Genomic DNA, 16,598 nt, shown 5'->3' with positions numbered 1-16,598 from the left:
GAAGATCATGAATAGTCTGGTTGCAGCAGCGATTCAAATGGTGTCCGGGCCTGAAGTTGCACACAACTTAGCCACCGCCGCACGTCTGGTTAAAGAGGCCGCGATGGCGGGGGCTCAGTTAATTGTATTGCCGGAATACTTTGCCATTATGGGCAAAAATGATAGCGATAAAGTAGCGGTTAAAGAAACGTTTGGTCATGGCCCTATCCAAGATTTTTTGGCCGCCTTGGCCAAAGAGCATGCGGTGTGGTTGGTTGGCGGTACGGTGCCTTTGGTTTGCCCCGATGAAACGCGGGTTAATAATAGCTGCCTTGCTTATTCGCCAGCAGGGGAGTGTGTGGCGCGTTACGACAAAATGCACTTATTTGGCTTTGATAACGGCGTGGAGTGCTTTAGCGAGGCCAATACCATTTTGGCGGGGCTGCAGCCGGTCGCATTTGATACGCCCTTTGGCCGGGTAGGTTTATCGGTTTGTTACGATCTGCGCTTCCCCGAGTTTTTTCGTGCCATGCTGCCCGTTGATTTTATTATTCTGCCTGCTGCGTTTACCCAGACTACCGGCGAGGCACACTGGGAAGTACTGCTTCGCGCTCGCGCGATCGAAAATCAATGCTATGTGATTGCCTCAGGGCAAGGCGGCGAGCACATCACTGGTCGCCATACCTTTGGCCACAGCATGCTGATCGATCCCTGGGGCAAGGTTTTGGCCTGCCAAGCCAGTGGCGAAGGCGTGGTGATGGCCGAATTAAAAGCCAGTCAAATGGATAGAGTAAGACGCATCCTGCCCGCCTTAACGCATCGTTTACTTTGAATTAAATGTGATAAAAAGAGCAAAAGGTCTGTAGGCACAGAGCACGGTAGAGAACACGGAGCACACAGAGAAAACCAAGGGATAACTCAAGCTTTTCTCTGTGTGCTCTGTGAGCTTATTTATCTCTGTGTCTACAGACCCTTTGGCCCTTAGCCTGAAGATGATATGACCTTTTGAGCTTAAGGGGATTTCTCGCCTTCCCTGTGCCTTAAAGATAGTGTGTAATACCTTTCAATAATCTGATTCACACAAGCGACAAAACAATGACTCACTTAGAAACTGCCCGCCAAACGTTGCTAACACCATTTAATCTTGACGATGCCAAACTCGATCAAGTGTTTGGGCAGATGCTGACGCACGATATTGATTACGCCGATCTGTATTTCCAATACAGCCGCAGCGAGGCATGGAGTCTGGATGAAGGCATTGTGAAGTCGGGTAGCTTTAATATTGATACCGGTGTTGGGGTGCGTGCTGTATCGGGCGAGAAAACGGCTTTTGCTTATTCTGATGACATCAGCCTGACTGCCCTTAGCCAAGCTGCAGCCGCTACGCGGGCGATTGGTCGTCAGGGTGGGCAAAATACCGTGGCCTTAAACCGCGATATTGTCGGTCATTCGCTGTATCAGCCGATTGATCCCCTAGCAAGCCTAGATGAGCTGGCGAAAGTGGCGCTGCTAGAAAAACTAGAGCGCACCGCCCGCAGCTTAGATAAGCGCGTGGTGCAAGTGATGGCCAGCCTCGCTTCCGAATTTGAAGTGGTTTACGTGGCGCGTCACGATGGTCATCGTGCTGCTGATGTGCGCCCGCTGTGTCGCTTGTCTATTCAAGTGATTGTGGAAGAAAACGGCCTGCGTGAGCAGGGCAGTGCGGGCGGTGGTGGCCGTTTTGCCTATGGCTATTTTGATGATGCTGTGGTGCTGGATTACGCAAAAAAAGCCGTTGATCAAGCCGTGCTGAATTTACACGCCCGCCCTGCGCCTGCCGGTGAAATGACCGTGGTGCTGGGTTCTGGCTGGCCGGGTATCTTGCTGCACGAAGCGATTGGCCATGGTTTAGAAGGTGATTTCAACCGTAAGGGCTCTTCTGCATTCAGCGGCAAAATGGGCCAGCAGGTTGCTGCCAAGGGTGTAACCGTGGTGGATGACGGCACCATCGCCGATCGTCGTGGCTCGCTCAATATTGACGATGAAGGCAACCCAACCCAGCGCACTGTGCTGATCGAAGACGGTATTTTAAAAGGCTATCTGCAAGACAGCTTGAATGCCCGCCTGATGAATATGCCGCTGACGGGCAATGGTCGTCGTGAAAGCTTTGCCCATCTGCCTATGCCGCGCATGACCAATACCCTGATGCTGGGCGGCAGTGCAGAGCCTGAAGAAATCATCGGCTCGATCAAGCGTGGCCTGTACGCGGCTAATTTTGGCGGTGGTCAGGTTGATATCACCAGCGGCAAATTTGTATTCTCTGCCGCCGAAGCATGGTGGGTAGAAGACGGCAAACTGATGTATCCGGTAAAAGGTGCAACCCTAATCGGCAACGGCCCCGATGTACTGACCCGTGTATCGATGATCGGTAATGATATGACGCTCGACCCAGGCGTGGGTACCTGTGGCAAAGAAGGCCAGAGCGTGCCCGTTGGTGTTGGCCAGCCTACCTTGCGCATTGATGGTGGCCTGACCGTGGGCGGCACGGGGGGCTGATATATTTTTCAAGACCAGTACACTGCATGACAATTAGCCTCTAGCCAAAACCCAAATCTTGAAACACAGAGGGCACAGAGAACACGGAGTTTCACGGAGAAAACCTGTTTTTCCCATATGTTTTTCTCCGTGTTCTCCCTTTCCTCAGTGGTTTAAGGTTTGGGTTTTATGCTGGGCAGCACTCCCCCTTGTTTTAAAGAGAGATATAAAGATGGTGCATTTTCAGCAGATTGCGCTGAGTAATGGTTTGTTTTTGGGTGAAATTTTATTAGCCTCGAGCAGGCTAAATGCGCAAAGCTTGCCTATGGTTTTGAAAATTCGTGAGCAAATTGAGGCCTGGCGGCATGATCCATTGCTGGTGGCGGTGTTAGTGCGTGGAGAGGGCGAGCGGGCTTTTTGTGCGGGCGGCGATATTCGTGCGCTTTACCATGCCATGAGCAAACCAGAATTCTTGCATGAAGGTGATGATTTTTTTCGGCACGAGTATGATCTCTGCCGGGAGTTACATCGCTATCCCAAGCCGGTGATTGCTTGGGGCAATGGCATTGTAATGGGCGGTGGCTGGGGGATTTTTGCGGCAGCCAGCCATCGAATCGTCACTGAATCCAGTGTGCTCGCCATGCCTGAAGTGAGCATCGGCCTGTTTCCCGATGTAGGGGCCAGCTTTTGGCTGCAACAGTTAGAAGGAAAAATAGGTCGTTTATTGGCACTCACGGGCAGCCGCCTGAATGCGGCAGATGCACTGGCTTTTGGCGCGGCTGAATTTGCTTTATCGGGCAATAGTTTTGAATCTTTGCTCAGTGTGCTGCAAGAGTTACCGTGGAGTGGCATTGGCGCACGTGATGCGGAGCTGGCCTCTGGCGCATTAGCTGCGCTCTCAGCGGCTTGGCCTTGCCCCTTGCCTGAATCGGTGTGGTTGCCTCTGGCGGATGAAGTGGAGGCCATGTGCGCTGGGGATGATTTGCTTGCCATTTGCGAGCGTATTCAAAATTATCAGGGCGATGCGCCTGCTTTGCGTTTGGCGGCGGAGCTGCAAGCGGCGGGCTCACCGACTTCTATTTACTTAACGTGGGAAATGGCACTGCGGGCTCAGTCGCTTTCTTACGATGAGGTGGTGGAAATGGAATGGCTGGGTGCAAGAAATTGTTTGCGTCATGGTGATTTTCATGAGGGTGTGCGTGCTAAACTCATTGACAGAGACGATCAGCCACGGTGGTCGCCCAAAGAATTAGCCTTAGTAACATTTGCAGATATTGAATGTTTTTTTAAGCCCGCTTGAAACTTTTTTAGATAGCACCCATCTATCTGACATACACGGCAAGTCCGTGAGAATGGAGAGACACGATAATGCAATTAAATACCACAGCTTATGGCAGCTCAGCGCTGTCGACCGAGCGTAATCGCGTATTACGTAATACATACTTTATGTTGGCGCTCACCATGGTGCCAACAGCAATCGGTGCTTTCTTAGGCGTTGCCATGCAGTTCCGCATGTCGCCTTTGATCGGCTTTATTGTCTTTATGGCGATTAGCTTTGGCTCTTTCTATGCCATTGAAAAAACCAAAGAAAGCGCAGTAGGTGTGTTTATTTTGCTGGGCTACACCGGCTTTATGGGCTTGTGGCTGTCACAAATGCTGCAAATGGCTTTAAGCTTTAGCAACGGTGCTGAAATGATCGCGATGGCCGCTATTGGTACCGGGGCGATTTTCTTTACCCTGGCGACCATTGCTACCGTCACAAAGAGAGATTTTTCCTTTATGGGGAAATTCTTGATGATTGGTTTGGTGGTGATTATCTTGGCAGCATTGGCTAATATTTTCTTCCAAATCCCGGCGCTGTCCCTGACGATTTCTGCTGTAGCTGTAATGATCTTTTCGGGTTTTATTTTGTATGATGTAAGCCGTATCGTAAATGGTGGTGAAACCAATTACGTCAGCGCTACGCTCAGCCTTTATCTTAACGTTTACAATTTATTTACCAGCCTGCTGCATTTGATTATGGCTTTTACTGGTAATAGCCGCAATTAATCTTATGATATACGAGAATGAGTGTTTTTCTTTTTCTAATTAAGTGCTTGTTTTAAAAATGAAATACTCAGTGCGGGCGTTTTTTTAAGTCTGTGTAAATTAAAAATGCTGGAGCGAATCGCTCCGGCATTTTTTTTAATTAGGGTTTTACCATATGTGGAGTAGCCACAATGCACCCTATCCTCCACGCATGAATTGTTTATTAAATACACCGAGCCAGTGGCTCATTATTATTTTTTGATACACTAAGTTAAGCCAATATGATTATTTTTCAGCGGTATCAAGCTAAGCCTTCTTATTTGTTGTACTAAACTGGCCACCCCTGTGTTTTTTCCTCCTGCTCCGCATCGGCCAATGATCACATCTTCTCTAATGCGTCGAATTGGCCAACATTGGTTATGGTGGCTCGCCTATATCGCGATCAGCCTTGTGCTTTTGGCGCTGACCAGCTTTGTTTGGCTGGATTATCGCCAGGCCCGTAATGCTCAGGATACGGTGCTGTCGCAGGATTTACTCTGGCAGGAGCAAGGTCTGCGCTTGCATTTGCAGACAAATCAGAATGCGATCGAAAACCTAGCCTATGGCATTGCTGCAAATGCTTTGCGCGAAGAAGATTTCAGGGCCAGATCAGACAGCCTGTTACGCGCGTCTCCGGAAATGCTGTCGGTTGATTATGTTAATTCATCGGGCAACCGTGTATGGGGCTTGCCTGCTTATAGCTCGCGCCCGCAAAGCCTAGTGCCGCTGGATGATCCTTTTTTGCTAGAGGTGCTCGATGGCGCGGCAACCTTAGGCTATGTCTTGTATTCCAATGTAATCATGGCAGGTGAGCCTAAAGTGGCGCAGGTTGTTTTGGTGGTGCCTATTTTCAAAGGTACGGTTTATCTGGGCTCGGTGCTGGCCGCTTACGCGCTACCCGCAATCTTGCAGCAGCGGGTGCCTTGGTGGATGGTGCAGCGTTATGATTTATCCCTGCTGGATGGTAAGGGCAATGTGCTGGCACCGCATGATGCCATGCAAAATCCCAGTGGGATCAGCAGGTCGGTTGGGTTCGAGCCACTTGGGCATGGGCTTAAGCTACGCGCTAGCGTGCGGCATGAAAAAACATCGGTCACTCAGCTCTGGCTGCTTGGCGTGGTGTTTGTTTTACTAGTTGCTTTGCTATGGGCTTTAAGTTTGCTGAGAAAGCGTATGCAGCAGCGTCAGCATGCAGAAGGCGCGCTGCGGGATGAAATGCGCTTTCGCGCCGCAATGGAGGATTCACTGACCACCGGTTTGTTGGCGATCAATACATCCGGCCATTTGATTTACGCTAATTTGGCTTTTTGCAGCATGGTGGGCAGAACACAGGCCGAATTGCTGGGTAAATCCTCTCCTATGCCTTATTGGGCCCCTGAGGAGCTGAGTGTCTGTGCCGCAGCCTGGAATTCGCTGCTGTCGGGAGAATGCCCTGTGAGTGGTTTTGCACTGCGCTTTATGCGTCGTGACGGGGAGCGTTTCGATGTGCGGCTTTATTCATCGCGTCTAGTCGATGGGCGTGGTGAGCACCGAGGCTGGATGGCGTCTTTATATGATGTGACCGAGCTTAAAAGCGAGCGTGAAGCATTGGCCGAATCGCGTAAGCAGCTACTCACGGTATTAGAAGGCTTGGATGCCGCTGTTTCTGTGTTTGATGTGGATAACGGCGTGGTGCGCTATCGCAATCGTCATCACAGCTATACCTTTCCCATGCTGGCCGATGGCGAGTGCTGTATATGGCCGCTCTTACCCCTGGGCGAGGCAACAGTTGAACGCCAGGATCCGATTAGTGGGCGTTGGTTTTTAGTACAGCGTCGCCGTATTCAGTGGGTGGATGGGCATGTGGTTTGGTTAGAGATTGCAGCAGATATTACGGAAAGGCGGCAAAAGGCTGAAGAAGATCGTAGCCGTGAGGCAAAGCTGCAGCATACCGCCAGACTGGTGAGTATGGGCGAGCTGGCTTCCAGCCTTGCACATGAGCTGAATCAGCCTCTGGCCGCGATTGCGGGCTATGCTGCAGCGGGCGAGGAGATTTTATCGCGCGATGAAAAAAGCTCGGTAAGGCATATTCTTTCCAAAATGGGCGAACAGGCCCGCCGCGCAGGGCAGATTATCAGCGGGATTCGCAACTTTTCGTCTCGCCGGGCATCACGTAGCGAGCCCTGTGATTTTGCTGAGTTATTGGCTGTACCGATGCAATTGCTCGAGCCTATGGCCAGAAAATATCAAAGCCGCATTGTGCTGGATTTAGGGCAGCCACTGCCTAAAGTAATGGGGGATGGAGTCATGCTGGAGCAAGTGCTGTTTAATCTGATAAAAAATGGCATGGAAGCAATGATTGATACCCCTGTTGAACAAAGGGAAATAAAAGTAACGGCATATGAGAGTAAAGATTGTTTAGAAGTGTGTGTGGCCGATCGTGGCTCGGGGATTAAAAACCCTGCTTTATTGTTCCAATCTTTTTATACCAGTAAGCCCGAGGGGATGGGGATAGGTTTGAATATTTGTCGCTCTGTGATTGAACAGCATCAGGGGCATTTAAAAATTCAGGCTAATCCTGAGGGTGGCAGCTGTTTTGTTTTCCGCCTCCCTATTGTTTTATCTTAAATAAGGATTTATCCATTTAAAGCATACGGATGAAATCATTGCTGCTGTATCTGGAATGAATCACCGTGTTTTCTTTGGCCTCCTGAGTATTACTATCTTGAAAGGTAATTGTATGCGCCCTATCGCTGTAATTGATGATGACTCCGCTGTTCGTGATGCCTTGCAAATTTTGTTTGAAGCGCATCAATGGCCGGTATTTGGCTTTGAATCGGCAGAACATTTTTTAAAAGAATCCGATGCCGCAGAGTATAGCTGCCTGATTATTGATGTTCGTATGACGGGCATGAGTGGTTTAGAGCTTTATGCCGAATTAAAAACATCTTTTTATTTGCCGCCGGTTATTTTCTTAACGGGCCACGCCGATGTGCCTATGGCCGTTGCTGCAGTGAAAGATGGCGTGATGGATTTCTTAGAAAAACCATGCGATTACGGCCTGCTGGTTTCCAGAATTGAAGCTTGCCTTGCCCGGGATGAAGAAGCACGTAGCGCGTGGACGGCCCGCCAGTCCTTAGACGAGCGCTTGGAAAGCCTCACCCCGCGTGAGCGTGAAGTGCTGCGTGAATTACTCACTGGCCGCTTAAATAAGCAAATTGCGGATGAATTAGACATCAGTATTAAAACCGTAGAAGTGCACCGGGCACGCATTTACACCAAATTAAAAGTGCGCTCTGCCGGTGGTTTGGCTGCATCTTTGAAAGGAGTGCAAATCTCGGAAATTTAATTGAAAAGCCAATTCGTATTCCTTTGTTTGGTTGCTAGGGTATTTGCCTTAGGGTAATGGCCCGATCGTGTTTTGCCTCATTTAAATGGCGATGTCATCAAACTAAAGTCATTGCAGCACGCTTAGTTGGCAATGTGCGTTCCCACACAAGGAATACGATCATGCAGAAACTGAAGGTGAGTTTGTTGGCGGCGAGTTTTTCGATTGCGTTTTCTGTGCATGCTGCGGATGTTGAGGTATTACATTGGTGGACTTCTGGTGGTGAGGCAAAAGCGGCCGTAGAGCTTAAAAAAATGCTGGAAGCCAAAGGCCATAAGTGGAAAGATTTTGCCGTGGCAGGTGGGGCTGGGGATAACGCGATGACAGCGCTTAAAACCCGTGTTGTTTCCGGCCAACCGCCAGCTGCCGCTCAAATCAAAGGGCCGTCGATTCAGGAGTGGGGTGATGAAGGCGTATTGGCTTCTTTAAATGATGTAGCAAAAAAAGAAAACTGGGATAAATTACTGCCGCCTGTTGTTGCTAATGTCATGAAATATAAAGGCAATTACGTGGCTGCGCCGGTTAATGTACATCGTGTTAATTGGCTATGGGTGAATCCTGATTTACTCAAAAAAGCCAATGCCAAAGTACCCACTACTTGGGATGAGTTTTTTATTACTGCGGCAGCCTTACAAAAAGCCGGAATTCAACCCTTGGCCTATGGTGGCCAGCCTTGGCAAGATGCCACAGTTTTTGAAGCGGTGGCCCTCGGTGTGGGCGGCAGCGATTTCTATAAAAAAGCGTTTATTCAGCTCGATCCTGCCACGCTGAGCAGTGCCAATATGATTAAGGCGCTGACTACCTATAAAAAACTTAAACCTTACACAGATAAAAATGCACCGGGGCGCGAGTGGAATTTAGCCACGTCGATGGTGATTAATGGCAAGGCCGCCATGCAAATCATGGGCGACTGGGCTAAGGGTGAATTTCTTGCCGCAGGCAAAGTGCCAGGTAAAGATTTCCTCTGTGTGGCAGCGCCTGGCACCGCGGCGGCTTACACCTTTAATATCGATAGTTTTGCCATGTTTAAACTGCCAAATAAAGAAGCAGAAAAGGGGCAAAAAGATTTAGCTATTACCTTGATGAGCCCTGCATTCCAGGAAATATTTAATCTGAACAAAGGCTCTATTCCCGTGCGGCAAGGCATGGATATGAGCAAGTTTGATGATTGTGGTAAAAAATCAGCCGAAGATTTTAAAGCCACCTCGACCAAAGGGTCACTACTGCCATCATGGGCGCACGGAATGGCGATGCGCTCGGCCACCCAAGGCGCAGTGGCGGACGTGATTTCGCAATTTTGGAATGACGATTCAATGACCGCCCAGCAAGCAAGCGTGAAATTGGCGGCAGCAGCAAAAGTTAAATAAAGGCTGTAATTAGCGGGGCTAGCAACTTGTCGGGCTTAAGCGGTCAGTCTTAAGCCCGACAAGTTGCTAGGCCCCCCGTTTTGCTTGCCAGCCTCTCTCATAAGAAGTGATTTTTTCTTATGCATTGGTCTTTCCCGCTTGCGGGATAAAGAATCTCTGGAGAAAACAATGTCTACATCCGCTCAGGAAGCACAATATGGCTTCGCGGAGCGCTGGCTGCCGCGTCTCGTGTTAGCGCCATCCTTTTTACTTACTTTGGTTTTTTTATATGGCTTTATTCTTTGGAATGGTTATTTATCATTTACCGTTTCAAGACTCATGCCTAATTTAGAATGGGCAGGTTTGGCGCAGTATCAAATATTGTTTGAAAATGAGCGCTGGTGGGTAGCGGTAAAGAATTTGTTTATTTTTGCAGGTTTATTTATTGGTAGCGGGATGGCGATTGGTATTGGGCTGGCTATTTTTTTAGATCAGAAAATCCGTGGCGAAGGCGTATTACGCACAATTTATCTTTACCCGATGGCACTTTCTTTTGTGGTGACGGGTACGGCATGGAAATGGATGTTAAATCCCGGATTAGGCTTAGAAAAGCTAATGCACGATTGGGGCTTTACTGGGTTTACCTTTGATTGGCTGGTTAATTCTGAAATGTCGATATATACCGTGGTGATTGCTGGCGTATGGCAATCATCGGGTTTTGTGATGGCTTTGTTTCTGGCGGGTTTACGCGGTGTGGATGATTCTATATTAAAAGCGGCGCAAATTGATGGTGCTTCTTTACCCAGAATTTACTGGAAAATCATTCTTCCTGCATTAAGACCGGTATTTTTTTCTACCCTGATGATCTTGTCGCATATTGCCATTAAGAGCTTTGATTTGGTGATGGCCTTAACCGGTGGTGGGCCAGGGTTTTCTTCCGATGTGCCTGCCACCTTTATGTATGCGATGGCATTTACGCGTGGGCAAATGGGGGTAGGGGCGGCTAGCTCAATGATGATGTTGGCAACCGTTGCTGCACTGGTGGTGCCTTATCTTTATTCAGAATTAAGGGCTAAAAAGAATGGCGAATAAAATGGGCCGAGCCCTGCTTTATACCCTGTTGTGCTTAGCTGCGCTTTATTATCTATTGCCGCTATATGTCATGTTTATTACCTCTGTTAAAGGCTTAGATGAAATAAGAAGTGGCAATTTACTTTCATTTCCTACTTCCATATCGTTTGATGCTTGGAGTAAAGCATGGTCATCTGCCTGTACAGGGGTAGAGTGCCATGGCTTATCTTCCTATTTTTTTAATTCAGTCAAAATGGTGATTCCTGGTGTATTAATCTCGACCACGCTGGGTGCGATTAATGGCTATGTATTGGCGAAATGGCGTTTTAAAGGATCAGAAATCGTTTTTGCCATGATTCTATTTGGCGTGTTTATGCCCTTTCAAGTATTGCTCTTGCCTATGGCGCAAACCTTGGGCTGGCTGGGGATTGCCAGCTCTACAACCGGCCTTGTATTTGTTCACGTCGTTTGCGGCTTGGCATCCACCACTTTATTTTTCAGGAATTATTATGTGGGCATTCCGGATGAGCTGATTAAAGCGGCAAGACTGGATGGTGCAGGATTCTGGCGGATATTCTTTAAAATTATTTTACCCATGTCGACGCCGATTATTATGGTGACGCTGATTTGGCAATTTACCAATATCTGGAATGATTTCTTATTTGGTGTGGTGTTTTCAGCGGGGGATAGCCAGCCGATTACGGTGGGTTTAAATAATCTGGCGAATACCTCCACATCGGTTAAAGAATACAACGTCGATATGGCCGCTGCCATTATTGCCGCTTTGCCAACCATTTTGGTGTATGTCTTTGCCGGTAAATACTTTGTGCGTGGTTTAACGGCCGGTGCGGTGAAGGGCTGATGTTTCTAATCTGTCGTATTTATATAGGGTGCAAAACGCCGTAGGCGTTACGCACCGTAACCAGCTGGTGCGCAAGAAAGACGACTTGTACACCCTATAAAAATCGGCTTTTTTGCTTGGCCTTAGGGCAAGGTTTATTTGCCCACGCGGTACGGCACTAATACTAGAAGGATTGAATAATGGGCGCACTGGCAATTAAAAACATCATCAAAAGCTTTGGTGATACAGATATCCTAAAAGGCATTGATATTGCCATTGAAGCAGGTGAATTTCTAATTTTGGTTGGGCCATCTGGCTGTGGTAAATCAACTTTAATGAATATTATTGCAGGTCTTGATGCGCCAACGAGTGGCGAAATTTATATTGGCGGGCGAAAGGTGAATGATGTGCCGCCTAAGGATAGAGATATCGCTATGGTGTTTCAAAGCTATGCGCTTTATCCCACTATGAGCGTGCGACAAAATATTGCTTTTGGTTTGGAAACGCGTGGCGTGCCAAAAAAAGAGCAAGAAGAGATTATTGAACGCGTTTCTAAAATGCTGCAAATCACCCCACTATTAAATAGAAAACCGGCTGAATTATCGGGTGGGCAGCGGCAGCGGGTGGCTATGGGACGGGCTTTAGCAAGAAATCCAACTTTGTTTTTATTTGATGAGCCACTCTCTAATTTAGATGCCAAATTGCGCGTTGAAATGCGTACTGAAATTAAGCAATTGCATCAGCGCTTAAAAACCACCATTGTTTATGTGACCCACGATCAAATTGAGGCGATGACGCTGGGGGACAAAATTGCGGTGATGAAAGACGGGATTATTCAGCAATTTGGTAGCCCGCAAGATATTTATGAAAAGCCCTCAAATTTATTTGTGGCTGGCTTTATCGGCTCGCCTTCAATGAATTTTATTCCCTGTCATTTGGCTGAACAAGATGGGCTGCTTGGAGTGAGCTTGCAATCGGATGGTGAAATTCAGTTTTTAGCTGTGCAGCAGAGTGTGGCGCTTAAACTGCGGGTGGGGCAGAAAGTGCTTTTGGGTATTCGGCCAGAGCAACTGGATGTGGCTGATAATGAGCTGGGCTTGGGCTGCCTTGTGCAACTGACTGAGCCCACTGGCCCTGATACCATGATCTTCACAGAAATAAATCACACCCCCGTTGTAGCGCGGATTCACCCAAGGGCGGCTAAAGGGCCGGGAGAAACACTGCGCCTATCGCTCGATATGACTAAGGCAGTGATGTTTGATCCGGAAACCACCTTAAGGATCGAGTAATTTTTTTACTGGATGCGTCATTATTTCCCCGTCTTCCTTGTCCCGCATATCGTAAGATGGCGGGCTTGTTTTTGTAGGCGACTCAATAATGAATGCGTATTTTTTATTAGCAATAGCCATTGTGGCTGAAGTGATTGCTACATCGGCTCTAAAAGCCACTGAAGGCTTTAGCCGATTGATGCCCAGTATGGTGGTGGTTGTGGGCTATGGCGTGGCGTTTTGGATGCTGTCTTTGGTGTTGAAAAGTGTGCCGGTCGGTATGGCCTATGCGATTTGGTCGGGAATGGGGATTGTGCTGGTGACCATCGTGGCGATGTTGCTTTACGGCCAGAAACCAGATTGGCCCGCCATTATCGGCCTGAGCCTGATTGTGAGTGGGGTGGTGGTGTTACAGCTGTTTTCTAAGATGTCGGCGCATTAACTATGTGAGAACAATGTAAGAACATTTCTTTTGATTTACTTGTTATGCTGTTATAACATAGTAGTAACAGGAGAAAAAAATATGAAATCCGCCTTAAGACAAGTTGGCAATTCAAGGGGAGTGATCATCCCTAAAAGCCTAATCACTCAATATGGGTTTGACGAAGGCGTGGAGATGAGGGCGACAGCGGAAGGTTTGATGCTGGTGAAGCCTCAAGCGACGGTGAGGGCGGGCTGGGCAGAGGCGAGTAAAAATCTAGCACTGTCAGGTGATGACGCGCTAGCGTGGCCTGAGTTTGCAAACGAGGGTGATGGTGAGTTGGTATGGTAGCTCGCGGCGAAATTTGGCTGGCGGCGCTCGACCCAACTGTAGGGAGTGAAATTCAAAAAACTCGCCCTTGTGTTGTGATTTCACCTAGCGAAATGCACGATTTTTTGAAAACAGTCATTGTTGCTCCGATGACTTCAGGCAGCAAAGCAGCTCCATTTCGCGTGGCAGTTACGCTTCAAGGTAAGAGCGGTTTAATTTTACTAGACCAAGTGCGAACTCTAGACAAAACGCGGCTGATTAAAAAAATGGGCGAAGTGAGTGCCGATACGTTGACCTCTACATTAGAAACGCTGCAAGAGGTTTTTGCGGAGTAACGCTTTAATCGGGGCCTTTGCTCTCCTACACACAGCCCATCAGTCAGATCGAGCTAAAAATCAAACACTGCGCCGCTCAAGCATGGCTTGCGCCAGCGTGCCTGCATCGACGTGCTCTAGCTCGCCGCCTACCGGCATGCCTCGGGCGATGCGGCTGACTTTTAGGCCGCGGGCTCTGAGCATTTCAGCTAGATAATGTGCGGTGGCTTCGCCTTCGGTGGTGAAGTTGGTGGCTAAAATAACTTCTTCCACAATGCCGTCACTGGCACGTTCCAAGAGCCTTTCTAAGGCGATATCTTTGGGGCCGATGCCATCGAGTGGGCTTAGTCTGCCCATCAATACAAAATACAGGCCATGAAACGCCAGTGTTTGCTCCAGCATCATCAGATCAGTCGGCATTTCCACCACGCAGAGCAAATTATGCTGGCGTTTTTCATCGCTGCACACATCGCATAAATCCACTTCGGCAAAGGTATTACATAGGCTGCAATGCTTGAGCTTGATCAGGGCGTTATTAAGTGCGGTGGCTAAATCGGCCGCGCCTTTTTGATCACGCTGCATTAAATGAAAGGCCATTCTTTGTGCGGATTTCGGGCCAATGCTGGGCAGGGTTTTGAGGGCGGCGATCAGGGCATGCAGGGATGGCGGTGTGGACATGGGGCGCTCTGGCGTAAAAAAGGGGCGATTGCCCCTTTGGGATAGATGCGTAGGGAAGGGCTTACCCAATCCAATCAACTTAAGCAAAGCCCAGGGAAAATGATGCCTTTGTAGGTTGGGTTAGCTGGTTTATTCGCCGTGTAAGGGCGGATAAACCAGCGTAACCCAACATTTAGGCGCAAAAGAATGTTGGGTTACGCGATAAAGCTTGCTAACCCAACCTACAAATTCCCTTAAGTTGATAGGATTGTGGGCTTACCCACCATACGAAACTAATCTCAATTAAAACGGCATTTTAAAGCCAGGTGGCAATTGCATGCCTGCCGAGAAGCCCGCCATTTTTGCTTCTGATGTGGCCGCTGCTTTGCGTACTGCATCGTTAAATGCCGCAGCAATCAAGTCTTCTAGCATGTCTTTATCGTCGGTCATCAGGCTGTCGTCGATGGACACGCGTTTTACAACATTGGCGCAGGTCATTACCACCTTTACCATGCCCGCACCCGCTTGGCCTTCTACTTCTATGGTTGCCAATTCATCTTGGGCTTTTTTCATGTTTTCTTGCATTTGTTGGGCTTGTTTCATCAGATTGCCCATGCCGGCTTTACCAAACATTGTCGTTGCTCCTTGGTTAATTGAGTGGTTTGATTGAATCAGGAATTACCGTGGCACCAAAATCACGTACCACGGATTGTACAAAAGGATCGTTTTGAATGGATTGCGTTGCGGTCGCGAGGCGAGCTAATTTTTCTCTTAAGGCAATGGCTGCAGGTGTGTCACCGCTGGCTGAGCCTAGGGTAATTGTCAGCAAAATATCATGGCCAAAGTGATTGCTTAGCGCTTCACGTAGTTTTTCCTGGTAGGCACGGCTGGCGACGGCGGTGTGTTCTTCGCCGACTAATAGCTCGATAGAATTGGCGGTATAGCCAAGTAATTCGGCGTTTTGCGCCAACATGCCTGCGGCACCTAGCTTGAGTTGCAGAATCAGTGCTCGCCAGTCGCCATTAAACGGGCCTTTTGTGACGGGCGCTGAAGGAGTAGCAGGGGCGGCTGGAGCAGGTGTCGCAGCGCGCTCTTCCTCGTGCCAAGGCGGCGCATCGTAATGAGCGGGTTCATCGCTGATCGGCGGACGTGGCGCTGCTTGCTGCTGTACCGGCGGATTATTGGGTGCTGCTGGCTGTGGTGCTATTGCTGGAGCTGCCGTTGCGAGTGGGCTAGCCGCTTGCGATGGCAGATTAATTTGGCTGGTCTTTGCGGCAGGTGTTATCTGGTTTGCATCCGCTGGTGGCGCTATTTGGCTGGCCTCTGCAGGAGCGAAGGCCAACATCCGCAGCAGCGTCATACTAAAGCCAGCGTATTCATCCGGGGCCAGTGGCAGATCACGGCGGCCGTGCAGCGCGATTTGATAATAAAGCTGGGCGTCTTCCGGACTCATGGCCTCTGCAAGTGCGGCAATTTGCGCCCGCTGCGGCAAATCGTCGGCCAAGGCTTTAGGCACGGCTTGAGCCACGGCCACTTGGTGCAGCAAATGTGCCAGCTCGTGTAAGGCCGATTCGTAAGACAAACCACGGCCAGCAATGGCGTCAGCGGTGGCTAAAACGGCATTGCCATCACCTGCAATCAGCGCTTGCAGAATATCAAATAAATAACTTTGATCTACCGCACCCAGCATAGCGCGTACCGCCAGCTCGCCGACATCGCCACCGCCATAAGCAATCGCTTGATCCAAGAGGCTGAGCGCATCGCGCATCGAGCCATTGGCGGCGTGGCCAAGGATATTGAGTGCGCCTTGCTCGAAATTGATTTCTTCGGCCTGCAATACCTGCGCCAAGTGGCCGGAGACTTGCTGCGGCGTCATTTGGCGTAAAGAGAATTGCAGACAGCGGCTGAGCACCGTAATCGGCACTTTTTGCGGGTCGGTAGTGGCTAAAATAAATTTAACGTGGGCGGGCGGCTCTTCCAGCGTTTTAAGCATGGCGTTAAAAGCACTTTTTGACAGCATGTGTACTTCGTCGATAATGTACACTTTGAACCGCCCGGCGGTCGGCGAATACTGCGCGTTGTCGAGCACTTCGCGAATATTGTCGATGCCGGTGTTCGATGCCGCGTCGATCTCTAAGAGATCAACAAAGCGCCCCGCGTCAATCTGCGTGCAGGCCGAGCACACACCACACGGCGTGGCGGTGACGCCGGTTTCGCAGTTCAGCGCTTTTGCCATAATCCGCGCGATGGTGGTTTTACCCACACCGCGTGTGCCGGTTAGCAGATAGGCGTGGTGTAAACGATCATTTGCGAAGGCATTTGCCAGCGCTTTGATCACATGTTCTTGCCCAACAAGTTGGGCGAATGATTTGGGCCGCCATTTGCGTGCCAGTACTTGATAAGCCATAGATGAATTCTACCAG

16 protein-coding genes are annotated in these 16,598 nt (G+C 49.2%); 13 read left to right on the top strand and 3 right to left on the bottom strand.

Features of this window, described 5'->3' with window-relative positions; genetic code table 11:
- The first annotated feature begins 7 nt into the window (after nucleotides 1–7).
- From ACFQNF_RS06675 to ACFQNF_RS06615, 13 genes are all read left to right on the top strand, one after another.
- Nucleotides 8–811, top strand: a complete 804-nt coding sequence (locus ACFQNF_RS06675; protein ID WP_046353180.1) for a carbon-nitrogen hydrolase family protein — start codon at nucleotides 8–10, stop codon at nucleotides 809–811.
- Between the two features lie 263 nt (nucleotides 812–1,074).
- Nucleotides 1,075–2,514 (top strand): metalloprotease TldD, encoded by a 1,440-nt coding sequence (tldD, locus tag ACFQNF_RS06670; protein ID WP_380187116.1) that lies wholly within the window; start codon nucleotides 1,075–1,077, stop codon nucleotides 2,512–2,514.
- A gap of 211 nt (nucleotides 2,515–2,725) precedes the next feature.
- Complete coding sequence (locus tag ACFQNF_RS06665) at nucleotides 2,726–3,793, top strand: enoyl-CoA hydratase/isomerase family protein (RefSeq protein WP_380187114.1); 1,068 nt, start codon at nucleotides 2,726–2,728, stop codon at nucleotides 3,791–3,793.
- Between the two features lie 68 nt (nucleotides 3,794–3,861).
- A complete protein-coding gene (locus ACFQNF_RS06660) occupies nucleotides 3,862–4,542 on the top strand; it encodes a Bax inhibitor-1/YccA family protein (protein WP_380187112.1) in 681 nt (226 codons plus the stop codon).
- Between the two features lie 354 nt (nucleotides 4,543–4,896).
- Entirely contained in the window at nucleotides 4,897–7,167 is a 2,271-nt protein-coding gene (locus ACFQNF_RS06655) for a PAS domain-containing sensor histidine kinase (protein WP_380187110.1), read from the top strand.
- Nucleotides 7,168–7,279: 112 nt separating this feature from the next.
- On the top strand, nucleotides 7,280–7,888 hold the full coding sequence (locus ACFQNF_RS06650; protein WP_046353492.1) for a response regulator transcription factor: 609 nt from the start codon (nucleotides 7,280–7,282) through the stop codon (nucleotides 7,886–7,888).
- A gap of 161 nt (nucleotides 7,889–8,049) precedes the next feature.
- Nucleotides 8,050–9,294 (top strand): ABC transporter substrate-binding protein, encoded by a 1,245-nt coding sequence (locus ACFQNF_RS06645; protein WP_380187108.1) that lies wholly within the window; start codon nucleotides 8,050–8,052, stop codon nucleotides 9,292–9,294.
- A gap of 168 nt (nucleotides 9,295–9,462) precedes the next feature.
- On the top strand, nucleotides 9,463–10,365 hold the full coding sequence (locus ACFQNF_RS06640) for a carbohydrate ABC transporter permease (RefSeq protein WP_380187107.1): 903 nt from the start codon (nucleotides 9,463–9,465) through the stop codon (nucleotides 10,363–10,365).
- Nucleotides 10,355–11,206 (top strand): carbohydrate ABC transporter permease, encoded by an 852-nt coding sequence (locus ACFQNF_RS06635; RefSeq protein WP_380187105.1) that lies wholly within the window; start codon nucleotides 10,355–10,357, stop codon nucleotides 11,204–11,206. Before ACFQNF_RS06640 ends, ACFQNF_RS06635 begins: the two co-directional genes overlap by 11 nt.
- Before the next feature lie 179 nt (nucleotides 11,207–11,385).
- A complete protein-coding gene (locus ACFQNF_RS06630; protein ID WP_380187103.1) occupies nucleotides 11,386–12,474 on the top strand; it encodes an ABC transporter ATP-binding protein in 1,089 nt (362 codons plus the stop codon).
- Nucleotides 12,475–12,562: 88 nt separating this feature from the next.
- Complete coding sequence (locus ACFQNF_RS06625; protein ID WP_380187101.1) at nucleotides 12,563–12,895, top strand: DMT family transporter; 333 nt, start codon at nucleotides 12,563–12,565, stop codon at nucleotides 12,893–12,895.
- Between the two features lie 81 nt (nucleotides 12,896–12,976).
- Nucleotides 12,977–13,225 (top strand): AbrB/MazE/SpoVT family DNA-binding domain-containing protein, encoded by a 249-nt coding sequence (locus tag ACFQNF_RS06620; RefSeq protein ID WP_380187099.1) that lies wholly within the window; start codon nucleotides 12,977–12,979, stop codon nucleotides 13,223–13,225.
- Nucleotides 13,219–13,539 (top strand): type II toxin-antitoxin system PemK/MazF family toxin, encoded by a 321-nt coding sequence (locus ACFQNF_RS06615; protein WP_380187097.1) that lies wholly within the window; start codon nucleotides 13,219–13,221, stop codon nucleotides 13,537–13,539. The genes ACFQNF_RS06620 and ACFQNF_RS06615 overlap by 7 nt, the downstream gene beginning before the upstream one ends.
- Nucleotides 13,540–13,599: 60 nt before the next feature.
- On the opposite strand, the gene recR is transcribed toward ACFQNF_RS06615, so the two are convergent.
- The 3 genes from recR to dnaX form a co-directional block, all read right to left on the bottom strand.
- Nucleotides 13,600–14,196 carry a recombination mediator RecR gene (recR, locus tag ACFQNF_RS06610; RefSeq protein ID WP_046353170.1) on the bottom strand — a complete coding sequence of 199 codons (597 nt, stop codon included), beginning with the start codon at nucleotides 14,194–14,196 and terminating at the stop codon, nucleotides 13,600–13,602.
- A 282-nt stretch (nucleotides 14,197–14,478) separates the two neighbouring features.
- On the bottom strand, nucleotides 14,479–14,808 hold the full coding sequence (locus ACFQNF_RS06605; RefSeq protein WP_380187095.1) for a YbaB/EbfC family nucleoid-associated protein: 330 nt from the start codon (nucleotides 14,806–14,808) through the stop codon (nucleotides 14,479–14,481).
- A gap of 16 nt (nucleotides 14,809–14,824) precedes the next feature.
- Nucleotides 14,825–16,582 (bottom strand): DNA polymerase III subunit gamma/tau, encoded by a 1,758-nt coding sequence (dnaX, locus tag ACFQNF_RS06600; protein WP_380187093.1) that lies wholly within the window; start codon nucleotides 16,580–16,582, stop codon nucleotides 14,825–14,827.
- Between the last annotated feature and the right edge of the window lie 16 nt (nucleotides 16,583–16,598).

The sequence above is a fragment of the Iodobacter arcticus genome, from assembly GCF_042664895.1.
In the GTDB taxonomy this organism is placed as follows: Bacteria; Pseudomonadota; Gammaproteobacteria; order Burkholderiales; family Chitinibacteraceae; genus Iodobacter; species Iodobacter arcticus.
This window is presented reverse-complemented; position numbering and strand designations above follow the sequence as displayed.